Below are 26428 nucleotides of genomic sequence, written 5' to 3'. Positions count from 1 at the left end.
GGGCGTCCGGTGCCGCGGGAAGGATCGGGCTGGCCTGGCGGCGGAACGGTCATGCTTCGGCCTCCGGTCGGGGCTGGGCGGGGTCGTCTGGCGCCGGTGGTCGCGGAGCCCCGGCGGTGGTGGCGCCGGGACTCTGTTGGACGGGGGCGCGGGGGGGTGTGGTTTCGGCCGTGCGCCAATGAGATCTCGGGAGCCCACGGAAGACCAGAGTGGAACCGGGTGCCAGTCCGATTGGTAGCAAAGTGTCCACTTTTGATCGCGAAACCGAGTGTGATGCCCCTCATAGTCGCCTGGTGGAGAGAAAATTGTGGCCTTGCGGATTTTGGGTGTTCCGGAAGGCCGTTCATGTCTTCTACCTGCGAAAACAGGGCGAAAGGGGGCTTTTGTGTCTGCTGGTCTGGCTGCCGGAAGCGGGAGAACCGGAAATCCCATCGCGTTGTACCCATCTCCCAACCCGGTGATGGCGCACCATAGAGGATGGGGTAAAGACATGCGGGGGCCCTGAGGTCGCGCACCGCCGCGCACGGAGCAGTGGTACGCGTGCGTGTGCGACCGGCGCTCAGGTCCCGGTGTCTGCCATCGTCCCCGCACGAACACACGACGCAGGAGCCAGCAGATGACGCATCAGCACGTCCGACGGCGGGGATGGCGACGCCTCCTGATGACGTTCCTGATGCTGTCGGGCCTCCTCCTGCTACCGCTCACAGGCGCCCAGGCCAACCCGCTCTGCCCGGGCGAGCCCGCGCCGCTCCCCGAATCCGCGGGCAGCGGGTCCGACGGCCTCCTCGTCCCCCCGCAGTCGCAGTCGGCCATCGCCGGGGCGCCCGACGGGCTGCCCCCCGACGCCAGCATGTACGGGCAGTACGGCACCGCCGGCCAGCAATGGCACATGATCACCGAATCGTGCGTCGACGGGATCAGCAACGGCGCCCAGGCCACGCTCGCCAACACCGCGTGGGACCTCTCGAAGACCATCAACCAGTCGACGATCACCGTTTACCAGGCGGCGACCTCGGACGGACTGCTCGCGAGCTTCAACGAACTCGTCGAGAACGTGGTCGTCACGCTCCGGGAGGGCATCTGGCGGCCGCTCATCCCCACGGTCGTCATCCTGGGCGCCCTGTGGCTCGGATGGTTCGGACTCATCCGCAAGCGGATGACCCTCACGATCGAGTCGACCATCTGGATGATCGGCGCCACGGCCCTCGGGTTGTGGATCATGATCAACCCGGCCCAGATCATGGGCATGGCCAGCGGACTGGTGAACTCCGGAAGCCAGCTGGTGACGAGTGCTGTCGGTCAGGTCCCCTACGGGGGAGGGTCGGGAACGTGCCCCTCCGGAGCGGAGCCGCCAGAGAGGGCTGACTGGGAGTCCGAGTCGGACTTCCAGGTGAGGCGGAACGCCGACATGCTGTGGTCGAGCCTGGTCTGCCAGCCGTGGGTCGCCGGTCAGTTCGGTAACGGCGACATAGCTGAATCCGCTTCTCATATTCATGGAACCGACCTGGTGGCAGCGCAGGCGGTCAGTCGAATCGAGCAACAGCAGATAGCGGACGAGGACATCGACGCCAACGAGCTGTTTGAGGAGAAGCAGGCATCCTACGAAGCTATCGCTGCGGATGTTCAAGAGTACTACCCCAGTGTCTATCCACTTTTCTCAGGGGAAGACCAGGGCAGTCGTCTTGGTATTGCGACTCTCGCGCTCTTTGCGTCAGTCTTCGCTGGTGGGCTGATTCTCGCAGGCTCCGTGGCGCTCATCGTCCTGAAGATCGCCTTCCTCTTGCTCTTCCTCTTCGCTCCCATCTTCCTGCTCATCGGCATTCATCCGGGGTACGGGCGCATGGTCCTGTTGCGCTGGGTGGAGCTGATGATCGGATTCCTGCTCAAGCAGATCTTCGTCGTACTCCTGATATCCCTGCTGGTCATGTGCTATGGAATGGTCATGTCCACCAGTCTCGGCTGGGGGCTGCAGATGATCCTCCTCGCCCTGTTCACGGTGGCACTGTTCCTCTACCGCAAGCCGTTCGCCTACCTCTTCGCCTCGGTCAACGCGAACAGCTTCACCTCGCGGATCGTGAGTGACGCAGCTCAGAGCCAGGCGCTCGGCAGGAGCGCGATGGTCCTCCCACCCGTCGCCAACCTGAAGGCACAGGCCTGGGGGCTGCGTCGGGCACCGCAGATCGCCGCAGGAGCTGCGGGGGTCCCCGCCGGCGGCGGAGGAGTTCCCGGCGCCGGAACCGGAACGGAGACGGGCGTCGGCGACGAGGTCCCGGCCGACGGCGTTCCCGTGCGCGCTGACGGCGTCCGTGCGCGCGGCGGCGGGTACGGGCGGGTCCGGGGGGACGGCGACGCTCCTCCGCTGAACGTCACGAGGAGCCACAGCGGTGCGGCCGGAACGCGTGCCGGGGGTGTGGGCCGCGACGGCAACCAGGCGCCGAGCCTCGACAACGCGCGGGCCGGATCGATCCCGCCGCGGCCGAGCGGCGGGTACACCGGTACCGGGGACAGCGGATGGGCGGCCGTGTTCGGCACCGGAGCCGGCGGACGCGGCGGTTCCGACCGGCGCGACAGCGGTGGAGGCGGTTCCGTGTTCGGTGGCGGGGCCCCGGTGTCCGGGAACAGTCGTGCGGCCGGCTCCGACCGGCCCGATCCGAGCACGGGCCGGGGCATCTTCACCGGTCGCGAGGACACCCCCGCCCGGGGCGCCCTGGACGCGCGCGGATCGCGTTGGGGAACACCCAGGGAGAGGCGCGAGCGCCCCGCCCCGCAGCGACCGGCCCGTCCCGCACCCTCCGGCGAAGGACGGGGGCGGGGCGACGGTGACGGCGGGTGGCTGACAGGGTCGGGCAAGAACAAGGACAACGCGCCCATCACCCCCTTCTGGGGGGAGAGCCGGGGCTCCGGCACGAGGGACCGCAAGCGTGACGTCCCCTTCTGGCTGAACGACGACTGACGGACAAAGGCCCCGAACCATGCCCAACCCTCTCCCCGAACGCGCTCAGCGGGCTGTCTTCATCGGCCTGATAGTCGTGCTGGTCGTGTTCGGGCTCTATCTCAGTTTCGGCGGTTTCGGGGGAGGTGGCGAGGAGGAGCCCGCCGCGGCCCCGGAGGAGCCGGGGGCGTCCCAGAGCGGGGCCGCCGAGCCCGCGGAGCCCGGCGCGCTGTCGACGGTCGCTCCGAGCCCCATCGACACCACCGCCGAGGAGGACGTGGACGTCCTCGACTGGTTCCCCTTCTCCGAGGAGGAGCTCAGGGCGGCGGGGGCGACGGCTCGGACGTTCGCCGAGGCCTACGGGACCATCGACTACACCGGGTCCCCCGAGTCCTACTACGCCTCGATGGAGGCCCTGGCGACGGACGAGTACGCCCGGGTGCTCGTGGACGCGAGCAGGGCGGGGGCCTTCTGGGACGAGATGTCCGAGGCGGAGGCCGTCGCGCAGGGGAGGGCGCAGGTCGACTCGGTGCGCACCTACGGCAGCGATTCGATCACCTTCGTCGTGACGGCCCAGTCCATCACCGAGACGGCGAACGCCGAGTTCGACGAGGAACTCGGGGAGTTCGCGGTCACCGTCGTCCGGAGCGGCGGCTCCTGGCAGGTCTTCGACTTCCAGCCCGCCGACGCGGGCCAGTTCGGCGAGGAGTAGTCCACGTGTTCGCCTTCACCTCATCCTCGGACAGGGGAGCGGCAGGACTCTGGGTCGCTGTCACGGCGGTGGTCGCGGTCGCCCTGACGGTCATGCTGGCGATGTTCGTGATCCCGGTCATCACCACGTCCACCCAGCAGGTCGGCTCCCTGATGGCGAGCGGGCTCGTCTGCACCCCGAACGCGGACGCCGAACAGCCCGACGCGAGCGGCTACGCCATGGACTCCATCCCGGAGAACTACCTGGAGATCTACCAGGAGGTAGGGGAGGAGAAGGGCATTCCCTGGAACATCCTCGCCGGGGTCGGTCAGGTCGAGTCGCACCACGGGCGCTGGGAGGGCCCGGGAATCACCGAGGGGCACAACGACTGGGGGGCGGCCGGACCGATGCAGTTCGGCTCCCTCGACGGATCGGCGGCGGGCAACAGCTGGGGTGGCGAACCCGTCCAGCCCGTGGAGGAGCGGCCGGAGACCGGCTACGGGGTCGACGGCAACGAGGACGGGATCGTCAACGTCTACGATCCTGCGGACGCCATCCCCGCCGCAGCCGACTACCTGATCGCGCACGGTCTGGAGGACGACGTCCGCCAGGCGATCTTCGGCTACAACCACGCCTGGTGGTACGTGGACGACGTGATGGAGTGGGCCGAACAGTACGCCGGAGGCGAGTTCGACACGTCCGGCTCCATCCGGACCGCCGTCCTGTGCGAGCTGGACCAGGACGGGGCGTTCATCGGACGCGCCCCCGACGAACTGACCCAGGCGGTGATCGACTGGGCTCTGGACCAGCGGGGGAAGCCGTACATCTGGGGCGGGACCGGTCCAGCCGGTTACGACTGCTCAGGGCTGACGATGAAGGCGTACGAGAGCATCGGCGTCACCGTCCCCCGCGTCTCCCAGGACCAGTGGAACTTCGGCCCCGAGATTCCCATCGGTGAGGAGCAGCCCGGCGACCTGGTCTTCTTCGACGTGACCCGGGCGGGGGAACCGCCTGGTCCCGGGCACATGGGAATGGTGATCGGCGACGGGCTGATGGTCGAGGCCTGGTGTACCAACTGTGGGCCGATCGCGGTGCGCGAGTACGATGACCCCAATCGTTCGGACATTGTGGGATTCACGCGACCGCTCGAACATCCGGACGTGCGCGCCCAGTTGGAGGCACAGGATAACCGTGGTTGACGAGAAGGCACCGCCCAGGAAGCAGGGGTTGCACGGGTGGAGGGCCGCCGTCGCGGTCTTCGGGTGCGGAAGCCTGGCTGGGCTAGCGGTCTTCGGTCTCGTTGTCGCTATCTTTGGAACATTCCTTTCAGCTCTTTCCTCGGGGTTTGAAACTGAAGCACCTCCGGGGGGTGGGGCCGTTGCTGCTCGGCCATCCGCTCCGCGCGATGAGTTCCGGGAAGAAGATTTTGACCTCTGTGAAATAATCGACTCAATCAGTTCGATCCAGCTGAGTCTTACATCCGGCTCTGAGTCACCGAGGGATGAATCCATCGGCGGCGGCCCTCCGGGGAGTGATGACCTGGTGCGCTCGGGTTCGTGTGGTGGGATTGTGCGCCCAGAAGCGACCTACGTTGTTCCATGGGAATTTGATTTTACTTACCGTGCCGTGATCTACTCGCCGGAAGATGATCGCGATGAATTGGCTGAGGTCGATCTTCAGGATTGGCTGGCGGACGCTGAGGGGGCAGAGTTCGCGGTCGAGGAGAGTGGGCGGTTTGATATGGTCGATGAAGCCTATTATTTCTATGGGGTTCCGGAAAGCGGAATGGGGAATGCTTTTTCTGTGCTCGGAAGGAAGCGCAGTGGTATTTTCATGATCAACCTCACTGCCGAAGACGGGGCTTCAGTGGCCGAGTTCTCGTACGAGATCATGAAGTTGGACAGTCGCTTGGATAACGACCTGGGAAGCATGATTCCGGGATGAATAACCGAAGGTCCAGTTCCTCTTGGCCTGGCTGAATAGACTCGAATGAGACGGTGGTCAGGCGACTCCGGCCATGAAGTGGTGGCGGCACAGGGTCGCGTACGACTCGTTGCCGCCGATGTGCACCTGCGCGCCCTCGTAGACCATGACGCCGTCCACCACGCGTGCGTTGTGTGTGGCTCGGCCGCCGCACCAGCACCTCGCGGAGACCGGTAGGACCTCTATCTTGTCGGCGAGTTCGACCAGGCGCTTGGAGCCCGGGAACAGCTGGCCCTGGAAGTCGGTGAGGATCCCGTAGCAGTAGACGTCGATCCCCATGCCGTCCACGACGCCCGCGAGCTGGCCGACCTGTTTGTAGGACAGGAACTGGGCCTCGTCGCAGATCACGTACGGGGCTTTGCGGTCGGCGACGTCGTCGTACAGGTCCAGGTGGTCCCCGACCTCGATCGCGGGGGACTCCAGTCCCAGGCGGGACGAGATGATGCCCGCTCCGGCGCGGTCCTGCTTCGTGTAGAGCACCCCCTCACCGCCGCGTGAGTGGTGTTCCTGGAGAGCCATCGTGCTCTTGCCCGAGTTCATCGAACCGGTGAAGTACTTCAGCTCCGCCATGTCTCTTCCTGGGTCGCGGGCTCCGGCGCTGTCGACGGGTCGGACTCCTGCCGTGGCCAGCTGTGAAGATATCAGCGGTCGGCCCCGGGCCCCGAACCACCGTCCGCCTTCGGACGTCCCACCCTTCGGAAGGGGCTCTCCCGGCAGGGGCGGAGCCCCGCCGCGTGCGGCGTTTCCCGTCATGTGCGGGATCCGGCCCACCGGGATGCGATCCAGGTGTGTGGGATGTTCCACCCGCGGTTCCCCGTGGCTGTGGCCGCCTCCGAGTCCGTGTGGACGCCGCGTGGGCACCGCGCCGCGAGGCGACCCGTCTGGGACGGTGGCACCGGGCGCGACGGCTTCGCCGGGGTGCGGAGACGCGTGACCGACCGGTCCACGGGTGGTGCGCCGGAAAGCGACCGAGTCCACTTCGATATATTCAGGTCATTGGAGTCCGAATTCGGGGTGGAATTTCTGAGGGGGAAGTGACATTGCGGCGTGATCAGGTCACCCGGTTGGTCGAGAGCCGGTGGTTCTCCAACACGATGCTCGTGGTGATTCTGGTCAATGCGGTGATTTTGGGATGGGCTACCTATGGAGGTTCGGCACTTCCGTATCTCATCGCCGCGGAACGCGTCGTCATCGGTGTGTTCGTCGTCGAGATGGCCCTCAAGCTCTATGCGTGGAGGGGCAGTTTCTTCCGCGACGGCTGGAACTGGTTCGACTTCTTCGTCGTCGCGATCTCCCTCGTTCCGGCGACCGGTCCGTTCGCGGTGCTCCGCATCCTCAGGGTCCTCAGGATCCTGCGCGTCATCACCGCGGTACCGCAGATGCGGATCATCATCACCGCCCTGTTCAAGGCCGTCCCGGGGATGGGAACGGTCATAGGGCTGCTCCTGGTGGTCATCTACACCTCGGGGATCATCGCCCAGCAGCTGTTCGGCGAGGACGTGCCGGAGTTCTTCGGGAACCTGGGCACGTCGCTGTACACGATGTTCCTGCTGATGACGACGGAGAACTGGCCGGACGTCTCCGACGCCGTACTGGAGGAGCACCCGCTCGGATGGGTCTTCTTCGTCCTCTACATCGTGCTGACGGCGTTCATCATGCTGAACCTGGTGATCGGCGTGATCGTCACCTCCATGGAGCAGGAGGTGAGCGAGAGCCGCTGGGCCGAGGACCAGGAGATCGAGGAGGTCCAACACGAGGCGGTCATGGCCCGCCTGACGGAGCTCGGACAGCAGGTGGAACAGCTCAACAGGATGCTGGTCGAGCGCGACGGCGGCCCCGCCCTGGAACAGGCCGCCGGCCCTCGCTGCGGGGACACCGCGCAGCCGCCCGGACGGTAGGGCGGCCCCGGGGCAGCCCCCGGCTCACCCGGTGACGGACTCGGCGAGGAGCTCCCGCTCTCCCGGCCGCTCCGTCCGCAGGCCGCGGGAGGTGTCGGGCAGGCCGCCCGCCGTCCCCGGCTCCGGAAGGACGCTCGCGACGGTGCCGTCGTCGAGGCGCAGGCGCAGCTCGCTGGGGTGGCCGTCGCCGTGGTGCACGACCACCGCGCCGTCCAGGTCGCGGCACCACGTCCCGGAGAGCTCGCACCCGTCGCGGATGTCCGGCTGCTCCGAGCGCGTCGCGCCCCAGGTCACGATGTGCAGGGGATCCCCGGCCCGGTCGCGGTAGGTGAGCCGGAGGCCGTCGTGCACCTCGTGCGCCTGGGTCAGGGCCCAGTCCGGGTGGTCGAGCACCGCGAGGGGCCGCTCGTACGACATGATCCGCGCGCGCGAACGCTCGTCGGCCGCCTCCGCGCGCCCCAGGTCAGACACGGAGGGCAGTGAGGTGAGCAGTGCGGCCACCACGAGGACGGCGGGGAACACCCCGGGCTGCCGGCGGTCGGGCCGTCGCCGCACCAGCATGGCGGCGCCCATGCCCGGCGTGATGACGGCCGCGGTGACGAGGGCGGTGCCGGCGGTGGATCCGGCGGGCAGCGGGGTGGCTTCCGGGGCGAGATAGGCCACGACGACGGGCGTCACCATGGCGGTGGCCGTCACGAGGGAGGCGGACGCGGCCGGAAAGTTCACACCGGCCCTCTTCAACCACTGTGTTCCCAGCCAGGCCATCAGCAGGATGACCCCGGCGACCACGGGGGCGAGCAGCAGCACCCCCAGGCCCGCGCCGCTCATCGCCAGGGCGCGGGCGGTGTCCCACACCCCGACCGGGAACAGCGACATCAGCGGAGCTCCCACGAGGCACAGGGTGAAGATCGCGCCGACCGCGGCTGCCCGGGGCCGGCCCGTGGGCGCTCTCGGCAGTACACCGTCCATCAGACCCGAACCATTCTCCTGGCTGGGAGAAACGTTACGCCTGTCGAGGTCAGGACGCCAGGTGGGCTGCCCCGGATCCCCGACCGGCCCCGCGCCCCGACGGGGTGCGGGGCCGGTCGGGGATCCGGTTCCCGGGGTCGGCGGCCTACTCGCCGAGCTGGCGGCGGAACGGTCTGCGCGCGGCGTTGAACTGGGACCAGTTCGGGTCCAGCTGGCTGCGCAGCTTCACCTCGCCCTCCGGCCAGTCCGTCAGGACGGCCTCGAACTCCGGCAGCACGCCCGAGTCCGGGTCCAGGTAGTAGCGGTAGTCGCGCCGGCCGCCGACGGTCTGCTGCATGAACAGCGCGCCGTTGTCCCCGAGTACGCCCGCGACGCGCGCCTCCAGGTCGGCCAGTGCGGTGGCGGAGGCGCCGGTGGGCAGCTTGTCCTCGTCCGCGTGGGTGTACGGCACGACCACCTGGACGAACAGGGAGAACGCCGGGAAGTCGCGGCGGGTCAGCGGGTGGCGGAGCATGATCTCCACCGCGCCCTGGATGGGGATGCGCCCGTGCAGGGTCGCCCAGCCGCCGGAGCCGCCGAGCAGGTCGGCCATCTGGTGGACCACGGACGGCATCGACGTGGGCGGCAGCGGGTCCATCGGGGGCTCGTCCAGCGGGGCCATCCGGCCGATCCACCGGACCAGGTCGTCCTCGCCGAGCGCCAGCATGGTCACGTGCTCGGCGACGCCCTCGCGGGTCTCCTGGGACAGGAACATGTTGTCCGGGTGGTACACGCCCACCTCGATCCGGCCGGTCCCCTGGTTCACCCGCATGGACACCGACACGTGCGACAGGTCGAGTTCGTGGTCGTCCCAGCGGACGACGGAGGACAGCCGCTCGTGGTCGGCCGGGCGCACCGGCTGGAACAGCCACTGGGGGTCCTCGGGGGCGGACCGGGCCCAGCGCTCGGACTGGATGCGCGCCTCCTCTGACGGGCCGGGGCGCAGGGTGAGGGCGTAGGCGGGGCCGTCCGTGAGCCTGGACGGGTCGTCCAGGGCCGCCAGCTGCTCGAGGAGCTTGTCGGGGTCGGTGTCCGCCGACAGGTCGATGTCCTCCAGGCCGCCCTGCCGTTTGGGGGCGGGGCCCACCTCCCAGTCCAGGTCGGGGTGGATCGCCCGGACCAGCGCGGTGACGCGCTCGGAGACCTCGGAGGGGGCGGGCCGGTCCTCGTCGACCGCGCCCGCGAGGACTTCGCGCGTGGAGGGCCACGAGTCCCAGAACGCGGTGACGGACGAGGTGGGGTCGGCGGAGCGGCGACGACGGAACAGAGCCATGCCCTGATTTTCGCAGAACCGGGCGACCACCCTCGCCCTCGCCGGCGGGCGCGTCCCCGGCGGCGCCCGTCCGCGCCCCGCCGCGCTTCCCGTCCGCGCCGCGCCCCGCCCCGGCGTGCCCGGGGCCCGGATATGCGTGGCCGCGACCTCCGGCGGGCGCATACGCTGGACCCACTATGACTTTGCGTGTACTGGCCGCCATGTCCGGCGGGGTCGATTCCGCGGTCGCCGCGGCCCGTGTGGCCGAGGCGGGCCACGACGTCACCGGCGTTCACCTGGCACTCTCCAAGAACCCACAGTCCTACCGAACGGGTGCGCGCGGCTGCTGCACCGTGGAGGACTCCCACGACGCCCGCCGCGCGGCGGACGTCATCGGCATCCCCTTCTACGTGTGGGACATGTCGGAGGAGTTCGACCGCGAGGTCGTGCAGGACTTCGTCGCCGAGTACGAGGCGGGCAACACGCCCAACCCGTGCCTGCGCTGCAACGAGAAGATCAAGTTCGAGGCGGTGCTGGACCGGGCGGTCGCGCTGGGCTTCGACGCCGTGGCGACCGGCCACCACGTCCGCAAGATCGACGGGCGCCTGGTGCGCAGCGTCGACCAGGCCAAGGACCAGTCCTATGTGCTGGGCGTGCTCGACGCCGGGCAGCTGGAGCACGCGCTCTTCCCGCTGGGGGACTGCACCAAGGACGAGGTGCGGGCCGAGGCGGAGCGGCGGGGGCTGTCCGTCGCGGACAAGCCGGACAGCCACGACATCTGCTTCATCGCCGACGGAGACACGGCGGGGTTCCTCAACCGGCGGATCGGTGAGAAGCCGGGTCCGATCCAGGACGAGGACGGCAACGTCGTGGGCACGCACAACGGCTCCCACACTTTCACGATCGGCCAGCGCAAGGGGCTGGGGCTGGGCGGTTCGCCCAACCCGCGCTACGTGCTGTCGATCGAGCCGGTCGGCAACACCGTCACGGTGGGGCCGCGCGAGTCGCTGCGCGTCGACCGGATCACCGGTGTGCGGCCGGTCTGGAGCGGCAGCGAGCCGCTGGCGGAGCCGACCGAGTGCCACGTGCAGCTGCGCGCCCACGGTGAGGTCTACCCGGCGACGGTGTGGCAGCGCGAGGGCGCCGAGGGCGAGGAGCTGGTCGTCCGGCTGGCCGAGCCCGCCACGGGTGTGGCCGCGGGCCAGGCCGTGGTGGTCTACGAGGGCGACGCCGTCCTCGGTTCGGCGACGATCGCCTCCACCTCGCGGGCCGCGGCCTCCGTCTGAGACCCGGGCCGGGGCACCGCGCGGACCTCGCCGAGGGGCCGGCCGGCCCGACCCGGGGAGTGGGACGAAGCACTCGACCGGTGACCTGCGACCCCTTGTCGAAGTTAGGTTAGGCATAGCATAGTTGCTGGCTGAGGTTAGGGAGCTTGCCCATGCCAGAGTTCGGTTTCCTCGACGGCCAGCCCTTCTGGATCGTCTACTTCACGCTGCTCGGCGTGATCCTGTGCCGCGCCCAGGCCACGTACTGGATCGGCCGCGGACTCGGCGCGGGTGTGACGCGCAGCCGAGTGGGCGCCAGGCTCGGCCCGCGGCTGGACGCCGCCCGGCGGCGCATCGACCGCTACGGGGCGCCCGTGGTGACGCTGAGCTTCTGCACCGTCGGCGTGCAGACCGCCGTCAACCTGTCCGCGGGCGCCATGAGGATGCGCTTCCCGCGCTACCTCGCCGCGATGTTCGTCGGCTGCCTGATCTGGGCGGGCCTGTGGGGCGTCATCATCGGAGGCGTGGTCGGAACCTGGCTGGAGCTCTTCCTGGGTTCGCCGTGGACCGCCCTGGGCGTCGTGGCCGCCGCCGGTGTGCTCGTGGGCGTCCTCGTGCTGCGCGGGCGCCGCGCCCGGTCCTCCGCCAGGAGGGCCGACGACGACCGGACCGGCGGTTCCCCCGCCTCCTCGACGGCCCCGGCCGAGGCCGAGGCGTCCGACCCGCGCGACGAGCGCGGTGACGGCCGGGCGCAGGCCGTGGCCGCGCGGCCCGCCTGACGCCCCGCCCCTCCCACCGGCTCTCCTCCCAGGGTCCGACCTCGACGGTCGGGCCCTTTTCGCCGTTCCCGGGCGTTGTCCTCTCCGCGCATTGACACCACTCCGTGTGTAGTACTACATTCAAACCACTTCAAGAGAAGTACTACGGATCAAGCTGTATGAGAGAGAGTTTCATGCGAGTCCGCCCCACCGCCGTCCCCCTCACCGCGCCGTACCTCCCGGTCGTCGCACCGACCGCCGAGCACCGGACGACGCCCGCCCCCGCCGTACGGGGCCTTCCGGGCGCCAGGACCGACCAGCGGCGCCGGAACCACCCCCAGCCGCGCCCGGTGCCCCACCCCCGGCGGCCGTTCCGCCCCGGCGGCAACCGCTGACCAGGACACCGCGACCCCGGGAGGACCCGTGCGAGGACCCGTCCGCCCCGACCCCGCGCACGTGGAGCCGACCGTCCGCCACGCCCCCGACGAGAGAGCCCCGGTCCTGAACCACGGGAGGGGACGGTGACCGCCGTGCCGGGCGCCGACCCGCACCACGCCAGTGCGGGTCGGCGGCAACACCCCCCGGCGCCCCTTGCCCTAACCTTGGGCAGCGTGAGCGAACAGCAGTCCTACCCCTGGCCAGACGCCTCCTCGACCGGGGTCGGTTCCTGGCCCGGAGACGATCCCGACGAGGCCGTCCGCACGATCCTCGGCGAACTCCCCGCCCTTCCCCACCTCCCCGAACTCCCCGGACGAGGCGTGGGGGCCGACATGGTCGGCCGCACCGCCGGACTCCTGGTCGACCTCCCCGTCGAGGTGCAGCCCAGCGGGTGGCGGGTCGCCGACACCCCCGGACGCGACATCGCCCGCGCGACCAGCCTCATGTCCTACGACCTCGACGCCCTCACCGAGCACGCCCACGCGTTCACCGGCACCCTCAAGATCCAGGTCGCCGGCCCCTGGACCCTCGCCGCGTCCGTGGAACTCCGCAACGGCCAGCGGCTGGTCGCCGACCCGGGCGCCTGCCGCGACCTCGCCGAGTCCCACCTCGAAGGCGTCCTCGCGCACATCGCCGAGGTCCGCGGACGCGTCCCCGGCGCCCGGCTCCTCGTCCAGGTCGACGAACCCTCCCTGCCCTCCGTCCTGCTCGGCTCCCTGCCAACCGCCAGCGGGCTCAGCCGGCTGCGGCCCGTCGACAGGGTCCGGGCCGAGGGCGTCCTGCGGACCCTCTTCGCCGCGATCGCCGGCACCGGCGCCGTCCCCGGCGCCCACTGCTGCGACCCCGCGGTGCCCGTCGACCTCCTGCGGCGCAGCGGCGCCGCCGTCCTGAGCCTCGACGCGCTGCTCCTCACCCGCGCCCACGACGAGATGGTCGGCACCGCCGTCGAGGCGGGTGTCGGCCTCCTCCTGGGGGTGGTCCCGGCCACCGAGGGCACCCCCGCGCAAGCCGCTCGAATGTCCGACCCGGCCGCTACCGTTGATCCTGTTCGCGACCTCTGGAACCGGTTGGGAATCACCCCTGACCTGCTCTCCCGCGCGGTGGTCACCACACCCACGTGCGGACTGGCGGGCGCCTCACCGGGGCACGCGCGCGCGGCCCTCACCGCGTCGCGAGCCGGTGCCCGGGTGCTGCGGGACGAGCCCCGCAGACAGGCGTCCTGAGAGTCCGCGACCGCGACAGGTGAGCACGAGAGCAGCAGAAAGGCAGCGAGTGAGCGCGCCCGACAACACCACCGACATCCCCGACGAGGTACGCGCCCGCCACGAGGAGCTGTGCCGGGAGCTGGACGACCACAGCTACCGCTACTACCTGGGCAACCCGATCGTCTCCGACGCCGAGTACGACACGCTCATGGGCGAGCTGCGCGGCATCGAGGACCGGCACCCCGTCCTGATCACGCAGGACTCGCCCACCCAGAAGGTCGGCGCCCCCATCAGCGTGGACTTCGCCGAGGTCGAGCACCTCGTGCGGATGGAGAGCCTGGGCAACGCCTTCGACACCGACGAGCTCAACGCCTGGGGCGACCGCTCCGCCGCCGAGGTCCCGGTCGGCGCCTACCTCTGCGAGCTCAAGATCGACGGCCTGGCCGTCGACCTGGTCTACGAGCGGGGCCGCCTCGTGCGCGCCGCCACCCGCGGCGACGGCCGCGTGGGCGAGGACATCACCCTCAACGTCCGCACCATCGGGGTCGTGCCCGAGCGGCTGAACGAGGACGTGCGCCCCGCCCCGGAGCTGCTGGAGGTGCGCGGTGAGGTCTTCCTCCCGGTGGAGGACTTCGAGGCCCTCAACAAGCGGATCGCCGAGACGGGCGAGCACACCCCGTTCGCCAACCCCCGCAACGCCGCCGCCGGCTCGCTGCGCCAGAAGGACCCCAGGGTCACCGCCACCCGGCCGCTGTCGATGATCGTGCACGGGGTGGGCGCGTACACCCCCGCCGCGGACGGGGGCGCGGACGTCGCGTTCACCAGCCAGTCGCAGGCCTACGCGCTGCTGGGGGAGTGGGGGCTGCCGCTCAGCGACCGCTACAAGGTCGTGGAGACGATGGACGCGGTGCGCGAGTACGTCGCGTACTACGCGGCGCACCGCCACGAGCCCGCCTACGAGATCGACGGCATCGTCATCAAGGTGGACGACTTCGCCCTCCAGCGCAGGCTCGGCTCCACGAGCCGCGCCCCGCGCTGGGCGATCGCCTACAAGTACCCGCCGGAGGAGGTCACCACCCGGCTCGTGGACATCAAGGTGGGCGTGGGCCGGACCGGACGCGTCACCCCGTACGGCGTCATGGAGCCGGTGGTCGTGGCCGGGTCCGAGGTCGAGTTCGCCACCCTGCACAACGCCCAGGAGGTCGCCCGCAAGGGCGTGCGCATCGGCGACACCGTGGTGCTGCGCAAGGCGGGCGACGTCATCCCCGAGATCGTCGGCCCGGTCCTGGACCGCCGCGACGGCAGCGAGCGCGAGTTCGTCATGCCCGAGCGCTGCCCCGAGTGCGACACCCCGCTCGGCCAGCAGAAGGAGGGCGACGTCGACCTGCGGTGCCCCAACGCCCGCTCCTGCCCCGGGCAGCTGCGCGAGCGGGTGGCCTTCATCGCCAGCCGCAAGGCGCTGGACATCGAGGCGCTCGGCTACGTGGCGGCCACCGCCCTGACCCAGCCGCTGGAGCCCGCCCAGGCCCCGCTCCGGGACGAGGGCGACCTGTTCGACCTGACCGTCGACCAGCTGCTGCCCATCCGCACGCACGTGCTCGACCCGGACACCACCGAGCCCAAGACCGACCCCAGGACCGGCGACCCCAAGGTGGTGTCCTTCTTCGCCAACCTCAAGGGCGAGCCCAAGAAGACGGTCGACAAGCTGTTCGACCAGCTGGAGGAGGCCAAGGCCAAGCCCCTGTGGCGGGTGCTCGTGGCGCTGTCGATCCGTCACGTCGGCCCCCGCGCCGCCGAGGACCTCGCCCGTCACTTCCGCTCCATGGACGCCATCCGTGAGGCCACCGAGGAGGAACTGGCGTCGGTGGACGGGGTCGGACCGACCATCGCCGCGTCGATCCGCGAGTGGTTCTCCGTGGACTGGCACACCGAGATCGTCCGCAAGTGGGCGGCGGCCGGGGTGCGCATGGAGGACGAGGAGCCCGAGTTCGGTTCGCGGTTCCTGGACGGGGTCACCGTGGTGGTGACCGGCTCCCTGGAGGGGTTCACCCGCGACGGGGCCAAGGAGGCCGTCGCCGAGCGCGGCGGACGTGCGACGGCGTCGGTGTCCAAGAAGACCGGCTTCGTGGTGGTGGGCGACAGCCCCGGCTCCAAGTACGACAAGGCCGTCAAGCTGGGTGTGCCGGTCCTGGACGAGCAGGGGTTCGGGGTGCTCCTGCGGGAGGGCGCCGACGCGGCGGTCGCCGCGCGGATCAACCGCTCGCCCGAGGACGGGGCGGATTCCGTCGGCGCGAGCACCGAGGACTCCGCCGCCGGCGCGGGTCCCGAGGCGGCCGACGCGTAGCCGAGGTGTCGCGGGGGTTCGCCCCGGTCCGGAAATCGGGGCCCGCACCCTCGCGGCGGGGAGGCGGCGGGACGACCGCGAGGCCGGGCGAACCCGTGTCCGTACCTCGGTGAACAGCCTGGTCAGTTCCCGGGGTCACGGCGGGTCGGCGTTCCATTTTGTGCGTCCCCCTCCCCGTGAGACCGACACCTTGGTTAACTGATAGTTCCGAGCAAGCGACAGTTGGTGACGAAGCCGCGTAAGCTGGACACGAACGCGTTGGATGTGGACACATCCAAAACCCGGATTCGGTCACGAGGGGTGGCCGGATCCGGGGAACCCTGAGCGCGGGACCGCTGGCGCCGCGCCGCCACCGCCCCACGGCCCCTCGCGAGGACCACGGATGAAGGACCCCATCAACACCAGGGACATCGGTCCCCGTGCCGGGACACCGCTCTGGCTGTACATGCTGGGCACCACGGTCGCCGGTGCGGGCCTGCTCGTCGTCTCCAGCTCCGGCCTGGGCCCCGGCGAGGTCCGCGGCCTCGCGGGCGAACCGCTCACCTGGGTCCTGCTCTGCATGATCGTCCTCGGGGAGCTCCGGCCCATCTCCATGACCGGACAGGCGCCCGGCAGCGGCGCGCCCACGTCGCTGCCCTTCTCCTTCGCGCTGGTCCTCCTCCTCGGGCTGCCCGTCGCCGCCCTCGTCCAGGCGGCCGCCACGACCGTCGCCGGGTTCGCGCGCGGCCACGCACCCCACCGCACCGCCTTCAACGCCGCCCAGTACACGCTCTCCCTGGGCGTCGCCGACGCCGTCCTGCGCCTCGCCCTGCCCGGCCTCGTCGCCGACGGGCCCGTCCCCGCGGCGGGCGAGCTCGTCGCCGTCGCCCTCGCCGGGACCGCCTACTTCGCGGTCAACCGCGTCCTGGTCGTCTGCGCGGTGGCCATGCACGAACGCGTCCCGCTCAGACAGGTCCTCTTCAAGGGGATCGGCCAGCAGGTCTACGTCAACGGCGTCCTCATCAGCCTCGCCCCGCTCGTCGTGGTCGCCACCGCCCACTCGGTCCTCTACGTGCCCCTGTTCGCCTTCCCGCTCGGCGCCCTCTACACCAGCGCCATGCTGTCGGTGAAGCGCGACCACCAGGCCAACCACGACGAGCTCACCGGGCTGGCCAACCGCAAGCTCCTCACCGTCCGGTCGCACCAGGAGATCGCCCACGCCCACCAGCGGGGCGGGAGCGTCGGCCTGCTCCTGCTCGACCTGGACCGGTTCAAGGAGGTCAACGACACCCTCGGCCACCCCACCGGCGACCGGCTCCTCCAGACCGTGGCCTACCGGCTCACCCACAGCGTCCGCCCCGGCGACCTCGTCGCCCGGCTCGGCGGCGACGAGTTCGCCGTGCTCCTGCCCCAGGTCCGCGACACCTCCGCCGCACGCGAGGTCGCCGCCCGCCTGCGCGGCGCCCTCGCCGAGCCCGTGCGCCTGGACGGCATGGACTTCGACCTGGAGGCCAGCATCGGGATCGCGATCTTCCCCCACGACGCGCCCGACTTCGCACTCCTCATGCAGCGCGCCGACGTCGCCATGTACGTCGCCAAGGCCGCCCGCACCGGAGTGGAGTCCTACGACCCCGGCAAGGACCGCAACTCCACCGCCAGGCTCAGCCTCTACAGCGAGCTCCGCCGGGGCCTGGCCGAGGGCGCGCTGGAGATGTACTACCAGCCCAAGGTGTCCCTCGACGACGAGCGCGCAGTCGGGCTGGAGGCCCTCGCCCGGTGGCGCCACCCCACCCGCGGGCTGCTCGCCCCCGACGAGTTCATGCCGGTGGTCGAGCACTCCAACCTGTTCCGCGCGTTCACGGGGCAGGTCCTCGACATCACCCTGGCCCGGGCCGCCCAGTGGCGGGAGGAGGGCCTGCGCCTGCCCGTCGCCGTCAACCTCGGCGTCCGCGAACTCCTCGACCCCGAACTGCCCGCCACCGTCGCCGCCGCACTGCGCGAACACGGTGTGCCGCCCGGACAGCTCGTCCTGGAGATCGGCGAGCGGGCCCTCATCACCGACACCGACGCCGCGACGGCTGCCGTCCGACGGCTCCGCGACCTCGGCGTCGGCCTGTCCCTCGACGACTTCGGGACCGGCCACTTCACCCTGGCGCAGCTCGCGGGCCTCCCCCTGGACGAGGTGAAGATCCACGAGTCCTTCACCACACGCCTCGTGGACGGCTCCGACAACGGCCACACCGTCGTCCGCGCCGCCATCGCCCTGGTCAGGGCGCTGGGCATGCGCGCGACCGCCGAGGGAGTGCAGAGCCGCGCACTCGCCACGGCCGCCCGGGCCACCGGCTGCCACGCCGCGCAGGGGCACTACTACTCGCCCCCGCTCACGGCCGACGAGGTCGTCGCCTGGGTGGCCGCCCACGAGGGCGGGGCCCCGGCCGACAGCCGGGTCTGACCCCGGCCGCCCCCCGCCCGGCGCACCGGCCGGACGCCCTCCGGACCGCCGCGGCGGCCGGGCGTGCCCGTGTCCCGGACGCCGTCCCGCGCAGGGCCCGGCCCGCCGTACGGGACGCCGCAGACCCGCGTACCCGCCCGGACCTCCCCCTGCCCGGTGGCGGCCGCACGGGGGGCTCCGCTCCCGACGGGCGGCGGCCCCGGAAAACGCCATAGGATTGACCCGATCAGTCCTTCCGCCGAAGAAACGGTTCGCATTCATGACCGCCATCACCCGCGATGAGGTCGCACACCTCGCCCGGTTGTCGCGGCTGGCGCTCGACGAGGGCGAGCTCGACACGCTCGCCGCCCAGCTCGGTGACATCCTCACCGCCGTGGCCAAGGTGCAGGAGGTCGCCCAGGGCGACATCCCGCCCAGCTCGCACGCCCTGCCGCTGACCAACGTCTACCGCCCCGACGAGGCCAGGCCCGGCCTCACCCCCGAGCAGGCCCTGGCCGGGGCCCCGGCGGTGGAGGAACAGCGCTTCCGGGTCCCGCGGATCCTCGGAGAGGGTGAGTAGCAGATGAGCGACGTCGTCAGCCTGACCGCCGCCGAACTCGGCTCGGCCATCAAGGCGGGAGAGGTGACCTCCGAGGAGGCCACCACCGCCTACCTGGACCGCATCGAGGCGGTGGACGGCGAGATCAACGCCTTCCTGCACGTGCGCCGCGAGACCGCCCTCGACCAGGCCCGCGCGGTGGACGCCCGCCGCGCCGCCGGTGAGGAACTGGGTCCGCTCGCGGGTGTGCCGGTCGCCCACAAGGACGTGTTCACCACCAAGGACATGCCCACCACGGCCGCCTCCAAGATCCTGGAGGGCTGGCAGCCGCCCTACGACGCCACCGTCACCGCGCGCCTGCGCGAGGCCGGCCTGGTCATCCTGGGCAAGACCAACATGGACGAGTTCGCGATGGGCTCCTCCACGGAGAACTCCGCCTACCAGGTCACCCGCAACCCGTGGGACACCGACCGCATCCCCGGCGGCTCCTCCGGCGGCTCCTCCGCGGCCGTCGCCGCGTTCGAGGCGCCCCTGGCCACCGGAACCGACACCGGCGGCTCCATCCGCCAGCCCGCCGCCGTGTGCGGGCTGGTCGGCGCCAAGCCCACGTACGGCGGCGCGTCCCGCTACGGGATGATCGCGTTCGCGTCGTCCCTGGACACCCCGGGCCCGTTCGCGCGCAACGTTCTCGACGCCGCCCTCCTCCACGAGGCGTTCTCCGGCCACGACCCGCGCGACTCCACCTCCGTCGACGCCCCGGTCCCGCCGGTCGTGGACGCCGCCCGCCTGGGCGACATCGACGGCCTGCGCGTCGGCGTGGTCAAGGAGCTGGACAACGACGGCTTCCAGCCGGGTGTGCGCCAGCGCTTCCACGAGACCCTGGAGCTCCTGGAGTCCCTGGGCGCGAAGATCGTCGAGCTGTCCTGCCCGAGCTTCGACGCCGCACTGTCGGCGTACTACCTCATCGCCCCGAGCGAGTGCTCGTCCAACCTGGCCCGCTTCGACGCGATGCGGTACGGCCTGCGGGTGGGCGACGACGGCACGCGCAGCGCCGAGGAGGTCATGTCGCTGACCCGTGCCCAGGGCTTCGGCCCCGAGGTCAAGCGCCGGATCATGCTGGGCACCTACGCCCTGTCGAGCGGCTACTACGACGCCTACTACGGCAGCGCCCAGCAGGTGCGCACGCTGATCAAGCGGGACTTCGACGCCGCGTTCGAGAGCGTGGACGTGCTGGTCTCGCCGACCACGCCGACCACGGCGTTCCCGATCGGTGAGCGCTCCGAGGACCCGATGGCCATGTACCTGGCCGACCTGTGCACGATCCCGTCCAACCTGGCCGGGAACGCGTCGCTGTCGGTCCCGTGCGGCCTGGCCCCCGAGGACGGCCTGCCCGTCGGATTCCAGATCATGGCCCCGCCGCTGGCCGACGACCGGACCTACCGGGTGGCCTCGGCGGTCGAGCGCGCGCTGACCGACCGCGACGGCGCCCTGATCGCCCGCAGCCCCTACGCGGTCGTGTAGGCGCCGGACGTCCCAGCGGTACCCCGTGTGCCCGTCGCCCCCCAGGGGGTGGCGGGCACACGTGTTCGCCGGAGCGCTCGCACGGGGCCGGAACCGCCCCGCGTCCCGTGCGGAACGGTCCCTCGGCCTCCGGAGGGGATGCGGGGCGGCAGCCGACTACTCGGTGGTCCCGACCCCGTTCGCGGCCCTGCGCCTGCGGGCCAGGTGCACGAGCACGGCGCCGCCGCCCAGGGCGACCGTGCCCGCCACGACCAGGGCGGTGACGGCGCCGCCGGTCAGGGGCAGCGACCTGTCGTCCGGGGCCGGGGCCGCCGCGGCGGTGGGCTCCCCGGTCGTCTCGACCGCCGGCGGCGTTCCGCCCTGCTCGTCCCAGGCCGCGGAGCCCGAGTCCGCCACGACGATCTCGCTGTCCTGGGCGGTGATCAGGGTCTGGGTCGGGTCGTCCGGGTCCTCGCCCTTGAACAGCCGTCCCGCCTGGACGGTGGCCTCGGCCTCCAGGGTGAAGGACGCCTCGCCGGCCCCGGCGTCCGCGGGGACGGCGAAGCCGACCGTGTCGCCGTCGCCGACCTCGGTGACGGGGTCCCCCGTCGCGGCGTCCACCAGCTCCACGCCCTCGGGGGCGTCCACGGTCACCGGGACGTCCTGCGCGCTGGTCTCCACGGTGAACGAGCCGACGGTCCCCCCGGCCAGCCCGGAGTCGCGGTCGGGGCTGACGGTCAGCGCCGATCCCGGCTCGTGGGGCAGGTCCTCCGCGTTCTCCACCAGGTGCTCGTAGAGCCGGACGACGTTGTTCTCGATGACCTCCTCGCCCAGGTCCGGCCCCTGGTGGACCTCCTCCAGGTCCAGGCCGTTGCTGAAGTGCCAGATCGCCGCCTGGGTCGCGGTCAGCGCCTCGGCCTCGTCGACGCTCGCGATCCCCGTGGCCCCGCGCAGGTCCTGGATGTCGGTGACCGGATACGAGTTGAGGAGGATCCAGTGGACCCTGCCGGGCTCGGCGAAGTCGCCCTCGCCGGGATAGGTGTCCCACTGGTCCTCGCGGTACCAGGAGTCGGCGACGATGCCGGTACGGAAGTCGATGCAGTAGGTGGTGAGGAGCTGGTCGCCCTCCAGGTCCACGTTGAACGTGCTCGTGGTCGTGTACGTCTCGCCCCTCATGGTGACGGCGTGGCCGTGCTCCGCGACGCCGGTGTACTGTCCGCGCACCGAGTAGACCTGCGGTTCCACCGGGAGGGGGAGGGCTGTCGCCGGGGCGGCCGGGCCGAGGGCGAGCGCGGTGGCGGCGCAGGCCGCGAGGACGGCGCGTGCGGGACCGGGGTGGGGGATGGGCACGTGCGTCACATCTCTTCCTGTGGTTCTGCTGTGCCGACAGGAGTCGCCGTGAGCGGCCGGCCGGTGCGGCACGGGACGGCGGAGGAGTGGAACGGCCGCGGGAGCGGGGGCGCGCAGGGAGTTCCGGTCACGGCGGAGAGCGGGGTACCCGGCCGATGGTAGTGACCGGCGCCGGTCCGTCCAACCCGGTGTAGCGGAATAATCGCGGGGTGTCCGGAACCGGTCACCGTGTGAACGGCGAAGGGCCCGTCCCCGTGGTCTCCCACGGGAACGGGCCCTCAGGCGCCACCGATCGACGGCGGCAGAAGGGGTTTAGCCCTCCAGGCCCTCGGTGCTGGCGGCCTTGCGCTTGCGGCTCAGGTAGATCGCTCCACCGCCGGCGCCGAGCGCGGCGATGCCCGCGGCGACCAGGCCGGCGAGCGCGCCGCCGGTGACCGGGAGGGTCGGCTCGTTGCTGTCGTCGGCGGGGGCCGACGGGGTCTCGCTCGGCTCGTCGCTGGGGCTCGGGGCCGGGGACTCCGGCTCGCTGGGTTCCCCGGACGGCTGCTCGGTGGGCTCCTCCGACGGCTCCTCGGTGGGCGGCGCGGTCTCGCCACCCTCCTCCCAGGTGGCGGACGCGGAGGCGGACACGGTGGTCTCGTCGCCCTCGGCGGTGATCAGGGTCTGGGTCGCCTTGTCCGGGTCCTCGCCCTTGAACAGGCGGCCCGTCTCGACGGTGGCGGTGGCCTCCAGGGAGAAGGACGCCTCGCCCGGGGCGGTGCCGGCGGGGACGGAGAAGCCGACCGTGTCGCCGCTCTCGACCGTGTCCACGGACTCGCCGGTCTCGACGTCGACCAGGGTGACGCCCTCGGGGGCGTTCAGGTCGACGGCGATCCCGGTGGCGCTCGTCTCGATGGTGAACTCGCCGACGGTCCCGCCCGCGGTGCCGGTGGCGGTGCCGGGGGTGACGCTCAGCGTGGCCCCGGGCTCCTGCGGGAGGTCCTCGGCGCTCGCGACGAGGTGGTCGTAGATCCTGGTCGTGTTGCCGTGGGCGCGGTCGAGGCGGGCGCCGTTCGTGAAGTGCCAGATCGCCGCCTGGGTGGCGGCGAGCGCCTGGGCCTCGGTGGCGCGGCCGCTGACACCGGCTGCCTGGCCGAGGTCGGCGGCGGACGCGGCCGGGTAGGAGTTCTGGAGGATCCAGTGGACCTTGCCGGGTTCGGCGAAGTCGCCCTCGCCGGGGTAGTTCGCCCAGCTGTCCTCGCGGTACCAGGCGCCCCCGCGGATGCCCGTCTCGAGGTCGATGCAGTACGTGGTGAGTACCGTGCCGTCCTCGAGTTCGAGGTTGAAGAGGTTCGTGCCGACACTGGAGCCGTTCACGGTGATGGTGTCACCGTTCTGGGCGTTGTCGACGTACTGCGCGCGGACGGAGCCCTCGTAGACCTCGGCGGGGTCGGCGGAGGCCGGAGCGGCCAGGCCGAGGGCGAGGAGTGCGGCGGCGGAGGCGGCGAGGGTCGCGCGCCCGGCAGTGCGGGGGAGGGACACGTGTGTCACGTCTCTTCCTGTGGAGTTCTGCGGTGTCGGCGGACGGGTCCGGGTCCGGAGGCGGGCCGGCGGCGTCGACTCACGGGGGTGGTGCCGGGAACGGCGCCAGGGAGCGGGGAGGCCGCGGAGGAGGTGCGGAGCGGAGCCCGGTGGGGCGCGCGCGTCTCCTGGGCGGCCGGTCACGGGTCGACGCCCGGGACACGGCAGAGCTGAGTGGGTTGTGGGTGATGCGCACCGTCGCCTCCACCTGGTGCGGTCCGATCGTCGCGCCGCGCAGGAGGAGAGCGGAGGGGTGCGTAGAGAAAGACGTGGGGCACCCGCATTCGGTTGTCCCCGTCCGGCGACGACCTCGGGTTTTCCTGAAGCGTCCACGGCGGGGCGTCCCCGTCCCGGGAACGGCGAAGGGCCCGTCCCCGTGGTCTCCCACGGGAACGGGCCCTCAGGCGCCACCGATCGACGGCGGCAGAAGGGGTTTAGCCCTCCAGGCCCTCGGTGCTGGCGGCCTTGCGCTTGCGGCTCAGGTAGATCGCTCCACCGCCGGCGCCGAGCGCGGCGATGCCCGCGGCGACCAGGCCGGCGAGCGCGCCACCGGTGACCGGGAGGGTCGGCTCGTTGCTGTCGTCAGCGGGGGCCGACGGGGTCTCGCTCGGCTCGTCGCTGGGGCTCGGGGCCGGGGACTCCGGCTCGCTGGGCTCCTCGGTCGGCTCGCTGGGCTCGTCGGTGGGCGGCGTGGTCTCGCCACCCTCCTCCCAGGTGGCCGACGCGGAGGCGGTGACCGTGGTCTGGCCGCCCTGGGCGGTGATCAGGGTCTGGGTGGGCTCGTCCGACTCGCCCTTGAACAGGCGGCCGGTCGCGACGGTCGCGGTGGCCTCCAGGGAGAAGGACGCCTCGCCCGGGGCGGTGCCGGCGGGGACGGAGAAGCCGACCGTGTCGCCGCTCTCGACCGTGTCCACGGACTCGCCGGTCTCGATGTCGACCAGGGTGACGCCCTCGGGCGCCTCCAGGTTGACCTGGATGGAGGCGGCGTTCGTCTCGACGGTGAACTCGCCGACGGTCCCGCCCGCGGTGCCGGTGGCGGTCCCCGGCGTGATGCTCAGGGCCGCGTCGGGCTCGACGGTCTGCGGCAGGTCGTCGGCCTCGCCGATCAGGTACTCGTAGACGGCGGTGACGCCGTCGCTGTTCTCGCCCTCGAGGGCCATGCCGTTGCTGAAGTGCCAGATGGCGGCCTGGGTGCCGCCCAGGGCGTCGGCGTCGCTGAGGCCCTCGAACTCGGCCGCCGAGCCCAGCTCCGCCGCGCTCAGCGCGGGGTAGCCGTGCTGGAGGATCCAGTGGACCTTGCCGGGCTCGGCGAAGTCACCCTGACCAGGGTAGTTCTCCCACTTGTCCTCGCGGTACCAGGCATCCCTGACGATGTTGGTGTGGTAGTCGATGCAGTACGTCGTGAGGACGGTGCCGTCCTCCAACCTCAGGTTGAACAGGCTGGTGCGCGCACCGCCGCCGTCCATGTTGACCCGGGTGCCGTTCTCGGCGTTGTCGACGTACTGGCCGCGGACGGAACCTTCGTAGGTCTCCACGGGCTCGGCGGAGGCGGGGGCCGCGAGGCCGAGGGCCAGGAACGCCGCGGCGGTGGCCGCCAGGCCCGCGCGCCCGACGGTGCGGGGGAATGAGGAGTTAGTCAAGTTGTGTCCCGGTGTGTTCTAGGGGTAACCGGATGGATGGCCCGTCCAAGAGGCCGAACGGGCCGGTGGGACGGTTGCGGTGGGCAACGGCGCACGACGCGTTCAGGGGAGTTCTGGATTCGCCGTGCTCGCTCGCCCGTTTCCGGGGTCACCACGTCGGGGTCGGGGACGCGGCGCCGTGTGGGGTGGGCGCGATCGTCCGGTGGGGGCTCGCTGTGACGCGGGAGCGGGCCGCGCTCGCCGTGGAATGCCAACCGCCCGGCCGATACTAGCGACCCCCTTCGCCACTTCCAACCCGGTTCGCTGAAAATGTGACGTTATACGGGCCGGAAAAAACCCGAGCTGGGCAAATCCGCATTACGACCTGAAGTGGGGGACCGGGAGCCCGGGAACGGCCGTGACATTCGGGGTCAACCGCGTCGTTTACGACCCAGAACCAGGATGAGCAGGCCGGATACCACCAGGGCGCCCGCGATGATGAGGAGACCGGACAGCCAGGTGCCGGTACGCGCCAGGCCGTCCCCGGGGATTCGGTCATCCGCTTCCGGAGGTGTCGCTACCTCGGTGGGTGCGTCGTCAGGCGCCTCCCCGAGGGCCGGGGGCGCCTCCGTCGGGGTGGGCTCCGGGGGCTCCTCGGAGCTCGGCTCCGCGGTCTGCTCCGGATGCCAGGTGAACGTCGCGGTGGTCGAACTCGTCGCGGACACCTCCTCGGCGGTCACGAGGGGCTGGGTGCGCACACCGTCCCGGCCGCTGAACAGGCGCCCCTCCGGCAGCGGCACGTCCTGGCCGAGCACGTGCAGGGTCACCACCCCGGCCGGGACAGACGGGTCCACGTCGAGGAAGAGCTCGTCGCCGTCGGACGCCTGGGTCACCTGTTCGCCGTCCGCGTTCACCAGCCATGACGCCGGGGCCCCGCGGACCGACACCTGGACCGGGTCCGCCCCGGCGCTGTTCACCGCGAGCGGGCCCAGGGGTGCGTCGGGCGCGACCGCCTCCATGTGGGAGGGGGCGACCTCCACCGAGCGGGTCGTCGCGTTGTCGGACGCCGCCTCGCTGCCGGCCACCAGGAACTCGTAGAGGGCGACGACCACGAGGTCGTTCGCGAGACGGTCCGGCTCCGCCCCGTCCAACACGTGCCACAGGGCGGCCTGGGTGCCCGCGATGGCCTGCCGTTCGTCCAGTTGGACCAGCCCGGTCAGCTGTGTCAGGAGCGGGAGGTCGACCGTCGGGTAGGAGTGGGAGACGATCCAGTTGGCGCGGTCGGCCGGGTCCGGCGCCTGGTCGGTCCCGGTCCACCCCGGGTTGTCCGACCACGCCGACTCCACGTAGGCGGTGCGGGGCCGGACCTCCTCGTCGACCTGCGCGGCGTAGGCCCTGACCGACGTCTCGTCGGCCACGCGCAGGCTGAAGAGCGCCGTGTCGGCCCGGTGGCCGTCGGCGAGGACGAGTGCCGCTCCCTCGACGGGGTCGCGGTCCACACGTGAGAAGTCGTCGGCGTCAGCTGCCGGTGCGCCGACCAGGGCGCCGGTCAGGGCGGCCGAGGACAGCAGCGCGGCGCACCGACGCAGGATGCGGGACATGCTCTTGCGCTCCCGTGCGAAGGACGGAGGGCCGTGGCCGACCGGCGGAGTCGTC

19 protein-coding genes are annotated in these 26428 nt (G+C 71.4%); 12 read left to right on the top strand and 7 right to left on the bottom strand.

Annotated elements, in window-relative coordinates:
• Window positions 1–616: 616 nt before the first annotated feature.
• From Q8791_RS11425 to Q8791_RS11410, 4 genes are all read left to right on the top strand, one after another.
• A complete protein-coding gene (locus Q8791_RS11425; protein WP_330091617.1) occupies window positions 617–2953 on the top strand; it encodes a type IV secretion system protein in 2337 nt (778 codons plus the stop codon).
• Between the two features lie 19 nt (window positions 2954–2972).
• Complete coding sequence (locus Q8791_RS11420) at window positions 2973–3644, top strand: hypothetical protein (protein WP_330091616.1); 672 nt, start codon at window positions 2973–2975, stop codon at window positions 3642–3644.
• A gap of 92 nt (window positions 3645–3736) precedes the next feature.
• On the top strand, window positions 3737–4822 hold the full coding sequence (locus tag Q8791_RS11415) for a C40 family peptidase (protein ID WP_407941988.1): 1086 nt from the start codon (window positions 3737–3739) through the stop codon (window positions 4820–4822).
• Entirely contained in the window at window positions 4815–5567 is a 753-nt protein-coding gene (locus Q8791_RS11410) for a hypothetical protein (RefSeq protein WP_330091615.1), read from the top strand. Before Q8791_RS11415 ends, Q8791_RS11410 begins: the two co-directional genes overlap by 8 nt.
• A 57-nt stretch (window positions 5568–5624) precedes the next feature.
• Here Q8791_RS11410 and Q8791_RS11405 read toward each other — a convergent pair whose 3' ends face one another.
• Window positions 5625–6176, bottom strand: coding sequence for a thymidine kinase (locus Q8791_RS11405; RefSeq protein WP_330091614.1), 552 nt, complete (start codon window positions 6174–6176; stop codon window positions 5625–5627).
• Window positions 6177–6646: 470 nt separating this feature from the next.
• Here Q8791_RS11405 and Q8791_RS11400 point away from each other — a divergent pair, with 470 nt between their 5' ends.
• The gene (locus Q8791_RS11400) at window positions 6647–7504 is read left to right on the top strand and encodes an ion transporter (protein ID WP_330091613.1); all 858 of its coding nucleotides are present in this window, start codon (window positions 6647–6649) and stop codon (window positions 7502–7504) included.
• A 24-nt stretch (window positions 7505–7528) separates the two neighbouring features.
• On the opposite strand, the gene Q8791_RS11395 is transcribed toward Q8791_RS11400, so the two are convergent.
• Together Q8791_RS11395 and Q8791_RS11390 are read right to left on the bottom strand one after the other, a co-directional pair.
• Window positions 7529–8473: a hypothetical protein gene (locus Q8791_RS11395; RefSeq protein WP_330091612.1), complete on the bottom strand. Its 945-nt coding sequence runs from the start codon at window positions 8471–8473 to the stop codon at window positions 7529–7531.
• 145 nt (window positions 8474–8618) lie between these two features.
• Window positions 8619–9785: a DUF695 domain-containing protein gene (locus tag Q8791_RS11390; RefSeq protein WP_330091611.1), complete on the bottom strand. Its 1167-nt coding sequence runs from the start codon at window positions 9783–9785 to the stop codon at window positions 8619–8621.
• A gap of 176 nt (window positions 9786–9961) precedes the next feature.
• Between Q8791_RS11390 and mnmA the strand changes: the two genes are divergently transcribed.
• The 7 genes from mnmA (at window position 9962) to gatA (ending at window position 20264) form a co-directional block, all read left to right on the top strand.
• Window positions 9962–11050, top strand: coding sequence for a tRNA 2-thiouridine(34) synthase MnmA (gene mnmA / locus Q8791_RS11385; RefSeq protein WP_330091610.1), 1089 nt, complete (start codon window positions 9962–9964; stop codon window positions 11048–11050).
• 152 nt (window positions 11051–11202) lie between these two features.
• Complete coding sequence (locus tag Q8791_RS11380) at window positions 11203–11808, top strand: DedA family protein (protein ID WP_330091609.1); 606 nt, start codon at window positions 11203–11205, stop codon at window positions 11806–11808.
• A gap of 590 nt (window positions 11809–12398) precedes the next feature.
• The gene (locus Q8791_RS11375; RefSeq protein ID WP_330091608.1) at window positions 12399–13448 is read left to right on the top strand and encodes a methionine synthase; all 1050 of its coding nucleotides are present in this window, start codon (window positions 12399–12401) and stop codon (window positions 13446–13448) included.
• Window positions 13449–13497: 49 nt separating this feature from the next.
• Window positions 13498–15774: an NAD-dependent DNA ligase LigA gene (gene ligA, locus Q8791_RS11370; RefSeq protein ID WP_330091607.1), complete on the top strand. Its 2277-nt coding sequence runs from the start codon at window positions 13498–13500 to the stop codon at window positions 15772–15774.
• 382 nt (window positions 15775–16156) lie between these two features.
• Complete coding sequence (locus Q8791_RS11365; protein ID WP_330091606.1) at window positions 16157–18205, top strand: putative bifunctional diguanylate cyclase/phosphodiesterase; 2049 nt, start codon at window positions 16157–16159, stop codon at window positions 18203–18205.
• A gap of 259 nt (window positions 18206–18464) precedes the next feature.
• Entirely contained in the window at window positions 18465–18764 is a 300-nt protein-coding gene (gene gatC / locus Q8791_RS11360; RefSeq protein WP_267946504.1) for an Asp-tRNA(Asn)/Glu-tRNA(Gln) amidotransferase subunit GatC, read from the top strand.
• A 3-nt stretch (window positions 18765–18767) separates the two neighbouring features.
• Window positions 18768–20264 (top strand): Asp-tRNA(Asn)/Glu-tRNA(Gln) amidotransferase subunit GatA, encoded by a 1497-nt coding sequence (gatA, locus tag Q8791_RS11355; protein WP_330091605.1) that lies wholly within the window; start codon window positions 18768–18770, stop codon window positions 20262–20264.
• Between the two features lie 156 nt (window positions 20265–20420).
• Here the strand turns inward: gatA and Q8791_RS11350 are convergent, their stop codons facing one another.
• From Q8791_RS11350 to Q8791_RS11335, 4 genes are all read right to left on the bottom strand, one after another.
• Complete coding sequence (locus Q8791_RS11350; protein ID WP_330091604.1) at window positions 20421–21602, bottom strand: thioester domain-containing protein; 1182 nt, start codon at window positions 21600–21602, stop codon at window positions 20421–20423.
• 303 nt (window positions 21603–21905) lie between these two features.
• Entirely contained in the window at window positions 21906–23123 is a 1218-nt protein-coding gene (locus Q8791_RS11345) for a thioester domain-containing protein (RefSeq protein ID WP_330091603.1), read from the bottom strand.
• Window positions 23124–23587: 464 nt separating this feature from the next.
• Window positions 23588–24793 (bottom strand): thioester domain-containing protein, encoded by a 1206-nt coding sequence (locus tag Q8791_RS11340; RefSeq protein WP_330091602.1) that lies wholly within the window; start codon window positions 24791–24793, stop codon window positions 23588–23590.
• 410 nt (window positions 24794–25203) lie between these two features.
• Window positions 25204–26373, bottom strand: coding sequence for a thioester domain-containing protein (locus Q8791_RS11335; RefSeq protein ID WP_330091601.1), 1170 nt, complete (start codon window positions 26371–26373; stop codon window positions 25204–25206).
• Window positions 26374–26428 lie beyond the last annotated feature (55 nt).

The sequence above is a fragment of the Nocardiopsis codii genome, assembly GCF_036327455.1.
Classification (GTDB): domain Bacteria; phylum Actinomycetota; class Actinomycetes; order Streptosporangiales; family Streptosporangiaceae; genus Nocardiopsis; species Nocardiopsis codii.
Note: the sequence above shows the minus strand (reverse complement) of the source record. Positions and strands in the feature narration are given on the sequence as shown.